At 56.4% G+C, this 17599-nt stretch carries 10 protein-coding genes; 7 read left to right on the forward strand and 3 right to left on the reverse strand.

Translation table 11 applies throughout. The annotated features are described in order from the left end of the window. The 4 genes from ACESLM_RS27750 to ACESLM_RS27765 all read left to right on the forward strand — a co-directional run. A partial coding sequence (locus tag ACESLM_RS27750) for a helix-turn-helix domain-containing protein (protein WP_372637239.1) occupies nt 1-156 on the forward strand: 156 nt, incomplete at its 5' end. Between the two features lie 126 nt (nt 157-282). Beyond that, the gene (locus ACESLM_RS27755) at nt 283-1665 is read left to right on the forward strand and encodes an ADP-ribosylglycohydrolase family protein (RefSeq protein WP_372637217.1); all 1383 of its coding nucleotides are present in this window, start codon (nt 283-285) and stop codon (nt 1663-1665) included. A gap of 104 nt (nt 1666-1769) precedes the next feature. Continuing rightward, a complete protein-coding gene (locus tag ACESLM_RS27760; RefSeq protein WP_372637220.1) occupies nt 1770-2630 on the forward strand; it encodes a helix-turn-helix domain-containing protein in 861 nt (286 codons plus the stop codon). 121 nt (nt 2631-2751) lie between these two features. Beyond that, nucleotides 2752-4026 carry a Gfo/Idh/MocA family protein gene (locus ACESLM_RS27765; protein ID WP_372637222.1) on the forward strand — a complete coding sequence of 425 codons (1275 nt, stop codon included), beginning with the start codon at nt 2752-2754 and terminating at the stop codon, nt 4024-4026. A gap of 72 nt (nt 4027-4098) precedes the next feature. Here ACESLM_RS27765 and ACESLM_RS27770 read toward each other — a convergent pair whose 3' ends face one another. Then, nucleotides 4099-7275, reverse strand: coding sequence for a UvrD-helicase domain-containing protein (locus ACESLM_RS27770; RefSeq protein ID WP_372637225.1), 3177 nt, complete (start codon nt 7273-7275; stop codon nt 4099-4101). 381 nt (nt 7276-7656) lie between these two features. Between ACESLM_RS27770 and ACESLM_RS27775 the strand changes: the two genes are divergently transcribed. Further along, nucleotides 7657-11073 (forward strand): S-layer homology domain-containing protein, encoded by a 3417-nt coding sequence (locus ACESLM_RS27775; RefSeq protein WP_372637228.1) that lies wholly within the window; start codon nt 7657-7659, stop codon nt 11071-11073. Nucleotides 11074-11236: 163 nt separating this feature from the next. On the opposite strand, the gene ACESLM_RS27780 is transcribed toward ACESLM_RS27775, so the two are convergent. Further along, nucleotides 11237-13948, reverse strand: coding sequence for a family 78 glycoside hydrolase catalytic domain (locus tag ACESLM_RS27780; protein WP_372637231.1), 2712 nt, complete (start codon nt 13946-13948; stop codon nt 11237-11239). A 21-nt stretch (nt 13949-13969) separates the two neighbouring features. Continuing rightward, complete coding sequence (locus ACESLM_RS27785; RefSeq protein ID WP_372637241.1) at nt 13970-15031, reverse strand: NAD(P)-dependent alcohol dehydrogenase; 1062 nt, start codon at nt 15029-15031, stop codon at nt 13970-13972. Between the two features lie 183 nt (nt 15032-15214). Here ACESLM_RS27785 and ACESLM_RS27790 point away from each other — a divergent pair, with 183 nt between their 5' ends. Next, nucleotides 15215-17011: a sensor histidine kinase gene (locus ACESLM_RS27790; protein WP_372637233.1), complete on the forward strand. Its 1797-nt coding sequence runs from the start codon at nt 15215-15217 to the stop codon at nt 17009-17011. Between the two features lie 12 nt (nt 17012-17023). Beyond that, on the forward strand, nt 17024-17599 hold a 576-nt coding region (locus tag ACESLM_RS27795), incomplete at its 3' end, for a response regulator (protein ID WP_372637236.1).

Here is a 17599-nt window from a genome sequence, read left to right on the forward strand (position 1 = left end):
ATGCTGCTGAACACTTCGATGAAGGTAAGCGAGGTGGCCGCCGCGCTCGGCTACAACTCGGCGCTGGCGTTCATTCGCTTCTTCAAGAAACAGAACGACATGACGCCTCAGGATTTCCGCTCCGCGCGTTCCCAGCCCGCCGGGCCGGGTCAATAAACGGAAACGAACCACGGGCCTTGGGCGGCGCGCAAAAAATGAGAATATCCCCTTTGCTTTATGAGAAGCCATGGACGATCCTGATGGTTATAATCGGTTCATAAAAGCTTGCGGGAGGAATCGGTTATGACGAAATGGATTGGGCTTAGGGAAATTGTTCGGGATGAAATCCGGCAGCGCCGGGAAGAGGGCTGCGACGTATCGGGCTTCGCGGAACGGCTGGAAGCGGCCGGCACGGACGAAGCTCTGATTATGGACGTATATCGCGCATTAACGGCTCTTCCGCCGAGCGAGGATTTTAAGTATATCGAGCCGTCCGACCTGGAGACGATTCGCGCCGAACTCCCGGAACAGCCGCGCATTGCGGCCGGTTCGTGGGAGGATGCCGAATGGCACAACAAGTTTTACGGCGCTTGGCTCGGCCGCGCGGCCGGATGCGCGCTGGGCAAGCCGCTGGAAGCTTCCTCCTTCATGCAAGGCTCTGGCGGCAGACCTGGCTGGCACAATATTAAGCTTTGGTTCGAAGGTGCCGGGCAGTGGCCGATTCGCCACTATACGCCGGGAGAATCGGCGGCCGAAGCGCAATACGGCATCGAGATCGCCCGCTGGAGCAGTCTGGCCAGCTGCCGGGAAAATATCCGCTTCATGGAAACGGACGACGATATCCGCTACACCGCGCTTGGCCTGCTCATGCTGGAGGAACGCGGCCTGGATTTCGATTCCTGGGACGTCGGCAAGCTGTGGCACCGACATCTGTCGTTCGGTCAGGTATTCACCGCCGAAGCCCAGACCTATTTGAATTTTGCCCGAGTCACCTCTCATATTAGCGGCGATCGGCCCGATGACTGGGAGAAGCTTGTCCATTGGGGACGCTCTTATCTGAACCCCTACCGCGAATGGATCGGCGCGCAGATCCGCGTGGACGGCTACGCGTACGGAGCTGCCGGACGGCCCGAGCTCGCAGCCGAGCTGGCTCGGCGGGACGCCTCCTTCTCTCATGTGAAGAACGGCATTTACGGGGCCATGTTCTGCTCCGCCATGATTGCGGCCGCGTTCGTCGAGAACGACGTGAAGCGGATCGTCGAGATCGGGTTAAGCCAAATTCCGAAGCGCAGCCGTCTTGCGGAAGACATCGCGCTGGCGGTTCGGATTGCCGAGAATACGTCGGATCAATTGGAGCTGGTGGAGAAGATTTGGGACGAGTTCAAGCATTATCACTGCGTTCATACCAATAATAACGCCGCATTGTGCGCGGCCGCGCTGATTCATTCCGGCGGGGATTTCGAGAAAGGGATTACGACGGCCGTGCTTGGCGGCTGGGATACCGATTGCAACGGCGCCACTGTCGGTTCCATCCTTGGCGCGTCGCTTGGAGCGGCGGCGCTGCCCGGCACCTGGATCAAGCCGCTGAACGATACTTTATACGCGGATGTCGGCGGCTTCCACCCGATCGCCCTCTCGGAATGCGCTCGCAGAAGCTATGAGGTTTTCCGGAAATTACAGCAATAAGACCGCCCCGCGATCGTCGCGGCGACGGAACGCGGTTCCGTTATCGCGGGCAACGTTGTATACTTGCCCTATACTACGATTCTTGTCAGGATGCGATCGAAGCGATGAAGCTGCATATTACGTACGATCATCCGATTCCGATCAACGCTTTCGAATGGACGCCCTCCTTCGATCGCCAGTCGCCCCACATGCATTCCAGTCTGGAAGTCGGCCTCTGCCTGTCGGGCAAAGGCCGTTTCTTCTTCGGCAGCAAAAGCTATGCGGCTTGTCCCGGGGATTTGTTTATCGTCAACAACGAGGAACGCCATATCGCTCAATCCGACCCGCACGATCCGAGCCGCTATCTGTTCATTAACTTCGATCCGGCGCTGCTGCTGGCCGAGGACCCCGGCCTTCTGCTGCCTTTCTCCTACCGTTCCACTCGTTTCCGCAACCACATCGCCGGCGGCTCTCCGCTTGCGCAGGAGCTTACGCCCTGGATACACGCAATCGCGCAGGAGCTGCGGGACAAGTCCCCCGGCTATTTGGCGATGGCCAAAAGCGCGCTTGTTCAGCTGTGCGGCCGCCTGCTTCGCCATTACAGCGATCTGCTTAACGATGACGAACGGCAGACGATGGTGCAGGCGGTGCGTCAGGCGCATTCGCTGGCCGCTCTGGTGGAGCGGCGCTTTCGCGAGCCGCTCAGTTTGGCGGAACTGGCGGACGAGTTGGGCTCAAGCGTCCCTCGCATCAGCCGCGCCTTTGTGGAGACGACAGGATACCGCTTCTCCGACTACGTCTCCCTCCTGCGCGTCCAAGCCGCCAAGCAGGAGCTGCTGGGGACGGACAAAGCGGTGGCCGATATCGCGTTCGAATGCGGCTTCCAGAGCTTGCCGACCTTCTATCGGGTGTTCAAGGACAAGGTCGGCGTATCCCCCGTCTCTTATCGTCAATCGATGGGCACCGTGCAGCAAGCAGACGAATAAGACGTCTAGCCGGGCCAGGTCAATAAATGTATATGAAAGGTAAGCAACGATCTCTTTTTCCGCCGGATCGGTCCCCTTACAATTGGGGTACGCATAGCGCGTGCACGAAGGAGGAATCGTTTTGAGACAATTGACGGCGGTATTGCTGGGAGCCGGCAGCAGAGGAAGATACATTTACGGACCGTATGCGGAGAAATTCCCCAACGAGCTGAAATTCGTGGCCGTAGCCGAGCCGAACGAAGAGCGCAGAACCAGGTTCGCGGAAATTCACGGCATCGCCCCCGACCGGGTGTACGACTCCTGGGAGAAAGCATTCGAGCACGGCCGCATGGCGGACATTATGATCGTCTGCACCTTGGACCGGATGCATTACGTTCCCGCGATGACGGCGATGGAGCTCGGCTATCACGTCATGCTGGAGAAGCCGATGTCGCCCTCCCTGGAGGAATGCATCCGGCTGGAGCGCGCTTCGCTCAAGTATAGACGGCTGCTCGCCGTGACGCACGTGCTGCGCTATTCCCCGTTCTGGTCGGGAATCAAAAAGTGCATCTCGGACGGAGAGCTGGGGACGATCGGAACGATTCAACTTACCGAGAACGTCGGTTATTTGCATATGATCCACAGCTACGTGCGCGGCAATTGGCGGAATTCGGAGGAGACGAGTCCGATGATTCTGGCCAAGTCGTGCCACGATCTGGACCTCATCTCGTGGCTGATGGATCAGCCGTGCACCGGCGTCAGCTCGTACGGCTCGCTGCTGCACTTCCGCGCGGAGAACGCTCCGGAAGGCTCGGCCGAGCGCTGCATCGATGGCTGCGAGGTCGAACGGGACTGCGCCTTCTCCGCGCTGAAAATGTATATGCAGCCGCCTCATCATCCCTGGGCCCGCTACATGACAAGCGACCTGTCGCAGGAAGGCATCCTGACGGCGCTCCGCGAAGGACCGTTCGGCCGCTGCGTCTATCGCTGCGACAACAACGTCGTCGACCATCAGATCGTCAATCTGGCTTTCGAGAACGGAGCGAATGCCTCGTTCATCATGTCGGGCCTGACGCAGAGCGGCACGCGGCGGGTTCAGATCATGGGCACGCAGGGCGAGATTATCGGGGATATGGACAAGGGGGCTTTCACGCTGTACCGCTACGCGACGGGGGAGCAGGTCGAGATTCGCTGCAGCGTCGAGGGCGACGGCCACGGTGGCGGCGACGAGCGCATGGTCGCTTCGTTCCTGCGCGACGTGCGCGGCTTCGACCGCAATCCGTCGCACGGCCTGACGTCGGCCACCGCCTCCTTGCAGAGCCATCTCATGGCTTTCGCGGCCGAGCATTCGAGGCTTCAAGACGGTCAGGCCGTCAAGCTGGCGGATCTGTACCGGACGGACTCGGTGTTGGTTTAGCGGCAGCCAAACAGCCGACCGTATCCGCTTCCGCACGATACGGTCGGCTGCCATGACGCCGCACAAATGCGGCTATACAGCGAACGCCGGACTAAGCTTGCCGTTGCTAATGACGTGAAGCTCATGCAACGCTCTGGTACATGCTACGTACAAGAGCTTTCTGTCGGAGACGTTATCTCCGTAAATCCCTGCGGATGCGTCAGTAACGACGACCGCATCAAATTCGATGCCCTTGGACAGATAGGCAGGCATGATGACGATCCCACCGGCGTACTCGTCGGCGGAATCCAACAATACTGCCGTATCCTCGCGTCCCAAACCCTTCTTCAGCTCCAACGCCTCTTTTGCGGTTTTGACGATTAACGCAATATTGCCGTAGTTTCGGTCGATCGTTCCTTGCAGCACGCCCCGCACTCGGCCCAACCATGCCGCAGGCGCCTCTTCGTAGACGTCCGGCTCGCGTCCATGACGCAAAATCGGCTGCGACAGCGCAAACTTCCCTTCGCTCCACGATTCGATCAAGCGGCCGGCGAACGAAGTGATCTCCACCGTCGATCTGTAGCTTGTTCGCAGTTCCAGGTAGGTGCTGTCTCCAAGCGCGCCGGCAAGCTCGTCCCACCTATGTATGCCGCGGAAGCTGAATATGCTCTGCCCCAAATCCCCCAGAATCATGATGGAACCGGGACTAACGACGGATTGGATAAGCTCGATCTGGAACGGACTGTAGTCCTGGCCTTCGTCGATGACCGCATATTGATAGCTGACGTATTTGATCTCTTTATTTTGAATTCTTCTGGCGCCGATCTCTCCCGAAATGTACTGCTTGATGTACAGCAGCGGAGCCAGATCCTCGTATTCCAACTCGTTGTTCTCCCTCATGAAGCGATGGTGACGGCACAGAAACCTGTAGCCCTCCAAATCGATCAAATCGGCAACATACGAATAGTTGAGCTCGCTCGACATGAAATCGAAATAGATTTCCAGAGCTTCGGGCTCTTTCCATCTCGACTTTAAGCCGTTAAGCTGCTTTCTGATTTTAGTTTTCGAAGAGGTCTGCGATCTTTCGGCCAGACTGCGTACGTATCTTTCGATAACGTTCAAAATGAACTCCCGTCTTTTGACGATCGGCAAATGCTTGTAGTCCACGCAAAACCAACGCCGCATCTGCTCTACGGATACGATATAATCCTCGTCTTGGTCAATCGCGATTCTCACCTCGTCCTGGGGAAAACAAGCTTGCTCGTAATCCTCGAGATAGCGGAGCAACGCTTTCTTGAAGGGCAGCGAGCCTTTGATCTTGGATTTCAACAGGTACCGGTTCGCGACCAACGGCTCGCTCTTCTCGATGATCTGCATCGTCTCGAACGGCTCGGTAAACACGAAGCTCCCGATATTCAGCAGCTCGACCGCCCATTCCTGGAACGTCTTCTGTTCGATCCCATCCACGCCGAGGCTAGGCAGCACCTTGTGCACGTAATTCAGGAAGATGCGATTAGGGCCGAACACAATAAAACGCGTCGGATCGAGCTTGCTTTCTTCGTAGAACAAGTAGGCTAGCCTATGAAGAGCGACCGTCGTTTTCCCGCTGCCGGCCGAGCCTTGCACGATAATCGACTTGTTTCTGGGCAACCGGATCAGCGAATCTTGTTCGGCCTGAATCGTCTCGACGATATCTCGCATCTTCTCGTTGGAATGGGCTGCCAGCCTCTTGCTCAGAATCGGGTCGTCATACTCGAAATACGTTTCGTTCCACTCCTGATCGAGATATTGCAGCCCTTCGTCCAGTTCGAATTGCCGGATAAGTCTCACCGTGACCGGGCCTTCGCTGGAAACGGTCGGTCCTAATTTCTTTTGATAGAACAGAGAGCTTAACGGGGATGTCCAAGAAACGACCCGAACTTCGGAGCTCGCTTCGTCGCTTACGCCTGCGTGACCGATATAATGCGTGACCGCCGTTGCCGTTCCCCGCTGGAGCTCATAATCAATTCTTGCAAAATACGGTTTGTCGTACACACTCCGTAATTTCGGGATTTGCTTGGCGATCGACGCGGCGATCAGATTGTCCGCATGGATATCTCCCCCGCCCAGTCCCCATTCCCTTCGAGATTTGAAGCTAAGCTTATGCTCGGTCAGATCGATCTGGTTCTGGATCGTTTTACGGGTAGCGGTTAAGTAATTAAGCTCAAAATTGTAGCTCCTCCCCCATCCAGTCCATTCCGACTTGGGTTTGAAAAAAACGGGCTCAGCATTGGCCGAATTAAGCAGCCCCCTCTGCTCAATCTCTTCCCCGACCCTCGTCTTCGCCTCTCTTTTCGCTCTCCGCTCGGCTTCTTCTTTTGTCCTGCGTTCTGCTTCTTCCCTTAACTTCAAATCGGCTTCTTTCTTGGCCTTGCCCTCCGCTTCTTCCCTTGCGCTGCGCTCGGTTTCTTCCCTCACCTTTTGTTTCGCTTCTTCTCTTGCCTTCCGTTTCGCTTCGGCTTTCTGCCTCGCTCGTTCCTTGGCCCGGCGTTCCTCGTTTTCCTGGGACAGCCGCTCCACCTTCTCGCGCGCTTCCCGTTCGATCCCCTCTGCCCGTACGGCCGTCCGCTCCGGTATATGCTTCGTTTCCAGCATACGCAGCAATTTTCCTTCGCGGTTCAAACGGCTCAGTAAAAGCAGCGTCTCATCGTTCGGATTACGGGTCAAGTCTCGATCCAATTGCCGCTGTACGTCCTGCTGATACTGCCTTTCCCTTTGCTGTTTGCCGTCTACGCCAAGAAGAAAATTGAAGATTCCATGGACAACCGGCGTGTGGGCCGACCGTCTCTTGCGCTCGTAGTCTTCAGCCAAACGCCGAAAATAGAAAGTTTGGGTAACGGAGCGCATCCTGCTCCGCTCCTCCTCATCCAGCTGGATTTTACGCTGCACTTCGCGACCGATCTCCTCTTCGATCCGCGCCCGCCTCCTACGTTCCCGCTCTTCCTCGCGGATCTTCTTATAAGCGATAGCTTCCTCTTTGGTCATACAGGTTACCCAGTAATCTATCGTAACCGCCCGGGGAAGGACTTGGTCGATTCTGGCGTAGGAATAGCTTTCAAGATCATCCAACCCATATTGGGCCGGAATCGTCCCCAAATACAACTCTTTGCAAATGACCCGGATTTCCCTTCCCTGAAGAACCAGTTTGGCGATATTTCCTTCTTTCACCTTCTCTTTGAGGAGACGAAAGCTTTGTTGGTCCATGTGCTTGTCGAGACCTTTGATTTCCATGGCGTAAGCCCTCTCTGCGCTGACTGATGGTCGATTCGGGATCGTTCCCCCCGTCTCTCGTCAATTCGACAAAACCCATCTTATTCCTTTCCCTATTAACTTAATCTAAACGAAAATAACCTGCCCTAAGGTTAGCGCCAGGGAACAGGTTATTTTCTAATACTCTACTTTCTTGCTTGGAGGCTTCCCACTCAAAGCGTTGTGCGGGAGAACGGTGTTGGCGCACCGTTTATACTTTTAATGTAAATCACCAGTCGTATTTTTGCAACTTTAGCGCTAAACCGGGCAAATCCCAACTCATTACCTCTATAAGAAAATTATTCCTTTCCCGGGTTAAATCTTGTACTATCGAGGTAACGACAAAATAGGAGGAATTTCCGCATGAGGTTCAAGCGTTTGACATGCTTTGTGCTTGCTCTGTTAATCGTTTTGCCGCTATCCTTATCCAGCTCTGCGTTTGCCGCAGCCACAAATGATAGTTCCAGCCATTGGGCAATGTCGACCTTGCAGAAGTGGAAAGATCAAGGGCTGCTGCAAGGCTACGGAAACGGGCAAGTACGGCCGGATGCGCCCGTAACGCGCGCGGAATTCGCGGCCTTCCTCAATCGGGCGTTCGGGCTGAAGGAACAGGCCGCATCGCTCAGCTTCGTGGACTTGGCGAGCAATCACTGGGGGTACAGAGATATCTCCATAGCCTATCAGGCGGGATACATAAAGGGAGATTCGAGACAAAAGGTCAATCCGAACGGCATGACTGCGCGCCAGGAAGCGGCGGTTATGCTTGCCGGCGCATTACAATTAAACGGACCGGCGAAAGCCGATCTGTCGATGTTTAAGGACGCGAACCTGATCGCAGGTTGGGCGAGCAAGCAAGTCGCTGCTCTCGTCGAACAATCCGTTATGCAGGGCGACAGGGCCGGCAACTTCCGGCCGTTATCGCCGATCACCCGCGCTGAAGCGATTGTAGCGATCGATAATGCCTTAACGAGGGTCAAGGGAGAAACAACCGTCATATCCAAGCCGGGCGTGTACGGCTCCGCCGCCAAAAAAACGATCGTTAACGGCGACGTCACAATTGCGGCTGCAGGCGTCACTCTGATTAACTATGAAATTAAAGGAAATCTGCTGCTGGGCAAAGAGATTGGCGAAGGGGACGTCTACCTGAAACAGGTTAAGGTAGACGGGAAGACGACTGTCGCCGGAGGCGGTCAAAACTCGATTCATCTGGAAGATTCCGTGCTGGTGCAGATCGTTGTCAATAAAGCGACAGGCACGGTTCGAATCGTGGTCTCCGGTTCCACGACGGTTCAGAAGGTAACGGTGCAATCTCCCGTAAAGCTGGAAGAATCGACCGTGACAGACAGCGGCGTGAAGGATGTAGAGCTGTCTCCCGCTTTGCCCGAAGGCTCGAAGGTAGAGCTTGCTGGACAATTCGAAAGCGTAAGCGTCTTGGCTTCCCGCATCGTCGTCAGCATTTCAAGCGGCTCGGTGCAAAATATGGAGGTTGCCTCCGGAGCGACGGGCGCGGAAATCAACCTCAGCAAAGAGGCCCAAATCATACAGCTCGTTCTTGAAGCCGTAACGAAAATGATTGGCGAAGGAAAAGTCGTCAACGCCACGGTTCAAGAGGGAGCCAAAGGCTCTAGCTTCGAAACGAAACCGGAAAAGGTGGACGGGGCTGGCAATTCTGGCGCGTCCGGCGGATCGACCGCCGGTGGCGGTGGCGGCGGTGGCGGTGGCGATGGAGGCACCGGAGGTGGCAATGGGGGCGGCACCCCGCCTGCTGTCTGCACCGCTCTATGCAGCAGCGCGTTCTTGTCCAAACTGACGTTCGGGGACTATACGCTGACACAGCGCGACGAAACAAATTCAATTGTCGGCGAAGGTTTCTCCAAATCGGTGTTCTCCTACACGTTGGACGTGCCTCGGGATATCACGGAGCAGACTGTTGGCCTGTCTATCGCTACGGAATCGGAATGGGCCGGTGTATTTGCTACTGTAAACTACCAGGACGGCACACAAGACACGTTTGACTTTAAAGGAAAGAAAGAAATCGATATTAAGCTAAAACCGCTCGAAGATGTTCATATTAACATTTTTGTCCATAGCAGTGACGCCATATATAACAAAGCGTACAGTTTCAGTATCCGCTACGTAAGAACAATTCAGGAAGGTTTCAAGGTGCAGTCCAGCGGATATGTTGATCCTGCGGGCATTTATAGACCGGTGTATACGTTGTTGACAGAAGCGTTCGAGAAAACAGATAAAGTCGAAGTCTACTTATTTGATCAACCGATACCCAATTTAGATTGCAACGAATCGCCCTTTTCCAACCAAAAATCTTGTTATCTAGGAATCTGGTCGATTGTTCCTGACTTTCCAACATCTCTGTACATTAAGGTATTGCGGGACAATTCCGTTCTCGCTGAAGGCGACTATATTCCAAATATGGCCCCGGTCCCCGTCATTGAAAATATAACTGGTGTTGACGTTCGTCTTTATACGACTGCAGAGTTGGACGAATGGAACAGGCTTTCCTTGGATGATTTTTCTACTGGCGGGTCTATTACCATTTCTGTAGAGCAGCTACCAGAATCATTAAAGACAGCCCGTTACATCGGGGTTGCCGATACCTACTCGATCTTCGGTTATGAACCGCAACCGCGCCCTTGGCATATGGATCATTTTAAAGCAAGCGCAAACTTGTGGAATTTTTCCGGTTGGTCAGGTCTGAATGACACTAGCTCGTTTTATTCCGGCAGTGCAGAAACGATCTACGATCAGTACTTGTACATTGTATTCCTGGACCAGCAGCGAAATCCGATCGGAGTCTACAACAAGCTGCTTCAGTTTGACGAGGCTCATGCCGCAACGGGAGCAAAGCTTGCCAAAAACACGACCGTCGACCCTAACGATACGACGAAGCCAGAGTTGACGGTCAGTATACGCGATTTCTTTAATAACTATCAAGTAAGCAGTACAGAAACCGGTACTGTCTATGTTCTTCCGAGCTCGTATGACCTATCGCAGTCCAGCCGCAAAGCCATTCATCAATTCGTACAGCAAGGGATAGGGATGGCCGTTCCGATAACCGCCAATACGCCCGTACACCTAGAAACAGTCCTTATTCCTCAGGGAGAATTTCAAGTCGTAGCGGCAGACGCTGCGGGTAATTTGTCTGACCCGGCTACTCTTGCCATTAATCGGAATTTGACCATTGTACGGGGGATTCGTTATAACAGCGGCGTCTCTCTGCATTTATCTCAGGGAATTGACTTGAATATGGATCCGTCCGCCTTGAAGACCGCGATCTCCACTTCGACGGATGGCGGCGCTACCTACCAGCCTCTTGACCAGAATGATACCGTCACGGTGCAACCGGACGACGGTAGCGGTTTTTGGCGCATATTCGTTGATTTCGCAACGCCTTTCACTGGGGATAATAACTATTGGAAAATTGCCTCCGGAACATTTAAGATAAACAACTCGCCTATAGAAGCTGAAGTGATTTCTTCTTATAAGGCCGGAGCGCTCCTCAATGTTGTGGAATACGCTCCAGTGTTACTAGCAGGGGATAAGATCATATTTTCGGCTGACAAGCCAACGACGGTGTACTTTGTACCCGAAGGCACTTTAGGAAGTCAAACGCAATTTGAGGCGGCCGCACAGGGCAGAGTGTATCGCATTAATGCAGATAACGTTCCCCAAACTTTCGAGATCGACACCAGCGGACTGCAAGCGGGCAATTATCTGATATGGGCCTGGGAAGGACAGATCATATTGGTGACGATTCAATAACTTAATAGCGAGGCTGTCTCATCAACAGGGTCGTACAAGATGATCGACGAAAAATAAGAGCATCTATCTCCTTATAGAGCAAGGGAAGGGAGATAGATGCCTCTTACATTCGTTCACCGATCATCTGTTTGTACGACTCTTTTTACTTACGGGACAATCCCATTCAATTTGCCCCTAACACCGGAAAACGGAAGCGATAAGAGCCGGAGCCGACGGACAGTCGGACTCCTTCGTCCGTCTGCGAGAGCGATCGGACGCCCTCGGCGGCTTCCAGAGCCGAGCCGCTTTCCGTTACGCTAGCCAGCCGCGCGCTCGGAAGCAGAATGTCCGCGCCGGCGTTGCCCGGAACGTCGACGTCGACGAAGATGTCGCCGCCTTCCGCGCGCCATCCAGACGCGATTCGCCCGTAGGCGGATTCGAAGCTTGCGCGGGCGAACGTCAGTTCTCCGTTCGCGCAGCCCGGACGAATCTTCGCCCGCTTATAAGCGGGCTCGCTTTCGTCCATGTCCAGCCCGGCCACGTACCGGTACATCCAATCGCCGATCGCCCCGTACGCGTAATGGTTGTAGGAGTTCATGTCGTCGCTCCAGAACGAGCCGTCCGGCTTGATGCCGTCCCAATGCTCCCAGATCGTCGTGGCGCCTTTCGTAATGGAGTACAGCCAAGACGGATACGTATCCTGAAGCAGCAGCTTCAACGCGGTCTCATGATAGCCGTTCTCCGATAGCGCGATGCATAGGTACGGCGTTCCTACGAACCCGGTATCGAGATGATGCCCGTTCCGAACGACTAGCTCGTTCAGATCCGCGGCGATCCGCTTCCGGTCCTCGCCGTCCGCCAGACCGAATACGAGCGGCAAAATGTTGGCCGTCTGCGTCGATGCGGCCATCCGGCCCTCGGACGTAAGGAACGTCTCGCGGAATTTGGCGATGATTCCTTCCAGCAGCCGGCCGTACTCCCCGGCCTCCTCGTCCTTGCCGAGCACGGCCGCCGCATCGCGCAGGATGCGCGTCGACAGCGCGTAATACGCCGTAGCGACCAATTCCACCGGCGTGGCGCCGAAATAGCTGCCTTCGTGGGCGTCCAGCGCCAGCCAGTCGCCGAAGTGAAAGCCCGTGTTCCACAGAACTTCATCGTCGCCCTGCGCGCGGATGAACTCCACCCATGCCTTCATGCTGCCGTATTGCTCCTCCAGCAGGCGGCGATCGCCGTACACCAGATAGACGGTCCACGGGCAGACGGTGGCGGCGTCCCCCCAGGCCGACGAAGTATACGTCTCGTCTCCCCACATCGTGGAGGTGTAATCCTCAAGGGCGTTCGGCACGACGTAAGGCACGCTGCCGGTGTCGCGCTGATCCGCCTTCAGGTCGCGCAGCCATTTCGTGAAGAACGGGCCGACATGATAATTAAACGCCGCCGTCCGTATGAACACCTGCGCATCTCCGGTCCAGCCGAGCCGCTCGTCGCGCTGCGGGCAGTCCGTCGGCACGTCGAGGAAATTGCCCCGCTGCCCCCAGACGATGTTCTGCTGCAGCCGGTTGACCATCGAGTTCGAGCACTCGAAGCGGCCCGTCGGCTCCATGTCCGTGTGCAGCACCTCGGCGACGAATCCGTTCTTCAAGCTTTCGTCCGACAACTGCTCCAGCCCTTCCACGAGCACGTACCGGAAGCCTTGGAACGTAAAATGGGGCGCGTACGAGACCCTACCGGCTTCCCCGGCGATATATTCGACGGTCTGCTTCGCCTTGCGCAGATTGCCGGTATAGAAATTGCCGTCCTTATCCAGCACTTCCGCGTGACGCAGAAGGACGCGAGCGCCCGCCGGCAAGTCGAGCGAGAAGCGCATCCGGCCGACCAGGTTCTGCCCCATGTCCAGCACTCTGTTCCCTTGGGGCGTGCGCAGAACGGCCTGCGGGGACAGCGTCTCGGTGACGCGGGTCGGATCGTTCTCCTGCGCCACGAGCTGTCCGTACCCGAGCGGAACTTCTACCGTCCCGTGCCAGTCTCCATCCGTCCCTCCCGCCTCGCTCCAGCCTTCGCGGGCCATTCGGGCATCGTACAGCTCCCCGGCGTACAGCTCGGACATCCGAATCGCTCCGGTTGCCGCTTCCCAGGTGCGGTTAGTGACGACCCACTCTTCGCTTCCGTCCTCATAGCCGATGTAAAGCTGGAGCAGAGCCGCCCTTCTGTCTCCATAGATGTTCCGCTTGCTCAGCCACGTCAACTCGCCCTTGTACCAGCCGTCGCCAAGCGCGATTCCGATGACGTTGTCGCCTCCGCGCAGCAGGCCGGTGACATCGTACGTCTGATACTGATGGCGCTCGCGATAGCTCGTCCAGCCCGGCGCCAGTACATCCTCGCCTACACGCGAGCCGTTCGCGTACAGCTCGTACACGCCGGCCGCCGTCGCGTAAATTCTCGCGCTGCGGATACCCTTTTTCACGGAGAAGCCCTTCCTCAGCAGATAAGCTTCCTTGGCGTGCGGATCGATCGCCTCCGGATCGGGGGTAACCCACTCCGCCTTCCACTCTTCGGGCGACAACAATCCGGTCTCCCACCAGCCGGTACGGCTCCAGCCCGTCTCGCGGCCGTAGTTGTCCCACGCCTTGACCCGATAATAGTACCGGGTCCGCGAACGGACGGCCGGTCCGCCGTATTCCACCAGCACGGACCGATCTCCTTCGACCCGTCCGGAATCCCAGAGCGGCGCGTCGAAGCCGTCCTCCGACTCCGCGGTCTGAATCCGGAATGCGGTCTGGACCGTGCCTCTTCTGTCCGATTCGAGCTTCCAGCCTAATCGCGGTACCCGCACCGCGGTTCCGAGCAAAGCTTCCCGATATTCGCAAGTTAACGAGCGAACGCTGAATTCCGTCATGCTATCTTCTCTCCCTCAGCCTTATTCGTTCGGATAGACGATCACCTTCAGGCTCTCGCTCTTGTTGTTCATGGCCCGTTCCATCGCTTCCTGCGTCCGGCCGAGCGGATAACGATCGGTAATGAGCGCGGAAACGTCGGCGATGCCGGACGCCAGAATCTCGATTCCCGCCTTATACGTGCCGGCGTAGCGGAACACGCCGTAAATATCGACCTCATGGTCGCTGATGAAATGAATGTCCAGCGGGATTTCCGCCTGGACCGGCAGGCCGACGATCGCCAGCTTGCCTCCCCGCTTCAGCGACAGCAGCGCCGATTGCAGCGCCTTCGGATTGCCGGCCGTCTCCCAAGCGACGTCGACGCCCGAGCCTCCGTTTAGCGCCTTGATCGTCTCGACGGCATCCTGCTCGCGAACGTTAATCGCGTGCGTGGCGCCCAGCTTCTTGGCCGCCTCCAGGCGGACCGGCTCCAGATCGGTGACGTAAATCCGGCTGGCGCCGTAAGCTCTGGCCGCCACCACGGCGAGCAATCCGACCGGTCCCATACCCATAATCGCCACGGAGTCCCCCGGCTTAAGGCCGGTCCGGTTCGCCGCGTGGATGCCGACCGAGAACGGCTCGATCAGCGCCGCTTCTTCGTAGCTCAAGCTGTCGGGAATCGGAAACAGGAAGTCTTCGCGCATCTTCACATATTGAGCGAACGAGCCGTCGATCGGCGGCGTCGCGAAAAACGCAACCTCCGGGCACAGGTTGTACTTGCCCGATTTGCAGGCGGGGCAGCGTCCGCAGGTGGTCTGCGGTTCAATTGCCACCCGGTCGCCCGGCTTAAGCCGAGTAACCCCTTTGCCTGCGGCAACAACCTCGCCGGCGCATTCATGGCCGAGAATCATCGGATAGCGGACGATCGCGCCGCCAATGCGGCCATGCTCGAAATAGTGGATGTCGGAGCCGCACACGCCGACCGCCATCACCTTGACGAGCGCTTCGTGCTCGCCGAGCTCGGGAATCGGCCGGTCTTCGGTCGCGATCCGGCGCGGCTCGGTCATGACGGCCGCCTTCATAGTAGCGGGAATAGTCATTGAAATCACCTTTCTCTCGATCGTCCGTCGCGGACGATTGTTCGATGCTATCATACCTCCCCGGACGGTACATTAACTTTGGCGAATCGGGTGCACTATTTTTAGGCGAACACGCTCTGCCCCTTTGTATGGCTTCCGGCAATCATGGTATGCTATTTTTAGATATGCCGCCCCTTCGGAGGACTCGAGATGGTTAATCGCAACATTCGCAACAAGCTGTTTTTCGTTTTTTTGGGCATTTCGATCATTCCCATTTTTATCGTGACGCTCATTTCCTATAACGCTTACACGAGTCTTGTCGCCAAGCAGGTATCCCTCGTCTCGACCGGCACGATCGACAACGCCGTCGAGCGGATCGACCACATTTTCCAGAACATCGACCATATTACGCTGTCGTTCCAGCAGTTCACCACCCGCCCGGGGGCGGTGACGGTGTCGCAGGAGCTGAACAAGCTGATTAACAATCCGAACGCCGATCAGTACGACTTTTTCCTGGCGCGCACCAACATGCTGTTTTTTTTCAACAATCTCATGCTCGGCAATCCGTATTTGAACGGCATCTACATTTTCCTTCCGGACGGGCGGTCGATCAGCTACGGCATCAGCACCGATCTCAAGGTCGACTACAGCCCGCTGGGCGACGACTGGTACGAACGAACGCTGGTGAAAAACGGAGGCCTATACATCAGCGATGCCGATACGAAGGAATTCATCATAAACGCCAGGCCGTCCATTACGTTCTCCCGCGCGCTGTACGATCCCGATACCCGGCAGCTGCTCGGCGTGCTGATGCTCGACTGCGGGCTCGATATTTTCAAAGGCATCGACAAAGATATCGTCCCCGATATTACGAGCATGTTCCTCGTTAACGGCAACGGCAAGATTCTGTACGAAAACTCCGCAACGCCGCGAATCGGAGAGCGTCTGCCCGAGCCGCTGAACGGCTGGATCGCCGCCCATCCGGGCGAAGCCTCCGAAGAGACGGCGGACGGGACGCTGGCCGTAGTGAAGCCGTTTCCCGACAACGATTGGAAAATCGTCGGCTCGATTCGCCTGCCGGAGCTGTACAAGCAATACGGCGTGTCCGAGCGGCTGCTAATCTATATCGCGGTCACGTGCGCGGTGATTTTCGTGCTTCTCTCCATTCTGCTCTCGAGCCTGATTACGAAGCCGATCATCGACCTCAGCAAGACGATGCGGAAAAACAAATTTCTCAGCCTCGTCACGGTGAAAAAGAATCTGGAGCGGACGGACGAGATCGGCGTGCTGTACACGGAGTACAACAAAATGATTCAGGACATCGACAGATATATCAAAGAGAGTTATCAGAACCGGCTCATTACGCTCGATTCGCAGATGAAAGCGCTGGAGGCGCAGATCAACTCGCACTTTCTGTACAACACGTTGGAGTCGATCAACAGCATCGCCGAGATCGAGGAAGTCGAGAGCATCGCCGTCATGACGAAGGCGCTCGGAGACATGTTCCGCTACAGCATCAAGACGGAGAGCGAGCTGGTCCCGATCGAGGACGAGCTTGCGCACGTCAGCAACTACATGACGATTCAGAAAATCCGCTACGAGGACAAAATCGACTTCCGCCTCGAGATCGAGGAAGATTTGCCATCCTATAAGGTGCTGAAGCTCATCGTGCAGCCGATCGTCGAGAACGCGCTGTACCATGGTCTGGAGAGCACCAGGAAAAAGGGAACCGTCGCGGTAAAAGTATTCCGCGCGGAGGAGCGCATCGTCTTCGAAATCGCGGACGACGGCGTCGGCATGTCGCCGGAGCAGCTTCAGGAGCTGCGGGCGCTGCTGAGCGAGCCGCCCGCCTTCAGCGAGCTCGGCCACCGCGACAAGCGGAGCATCGGGCTTAAAAACGTGCATTCGAGAATTTCCCTCTACTACGGCCCCGAGTACGGCTTGTCGCTGGAGAGCGAGCTGCACAAAGGGACGAGGGTCGTTCTCAACGTGCCTATCCTGGATTAGAGGTGTCGCGTTATGTATAAATATATCGTCGTGGACGACGAGGTCTTGATCCGGCGCGGAATGCTGAAGAAGATTCGCGCCGCCGACTTCGGCGATCGACTCGAGTTCGCCGGCGAGGCGAACAACGGCGAGGACGCTCTGGCTCTGCTCGGGAGCGCCGACCCGGACATTGTCATCACCGATATGAGAATGCCGGAGATGGACGGCAAGTTGCTGCTTCAGACGCTTCAGACGAACTATCCGAGCAAGAAAATCATTGTCGTCAGCGGCTACTCCGACTACGAATACATGAAGGAAGCCATCTCCGCCAAGGTGGTCGGCTACTTGCTCAAGCCGTTCAGCCGGGACGAGATTCGCGAAACGCTGACCAAGGCCATCGACTTGCTCGATGCAGAGCGCTCGGCGCTGCAGCAGTTGGAGCATCAGGAGAACGAGAAGCAGGAGATCAGCTACGACGCGGACCTTCAGTCGCTCGGCCATCTTATTGTGGGATTGCACCGGAAAGAGAAGGTTCCGGCGTTCCGCTCGGTAAGGCTACAGGAGGCTGCTTCGGCGAAGCGCTACGTCCTGCTGGCGGCGTACTCCTCG

The sequence above is a fragment of the Cohnella sp. genome (assembly GCF_041641335.1).
GTDB lineage: Bacteria > Bacillota > Bacilli > Paenibacillales > Paenibacillaceae > Cohnella.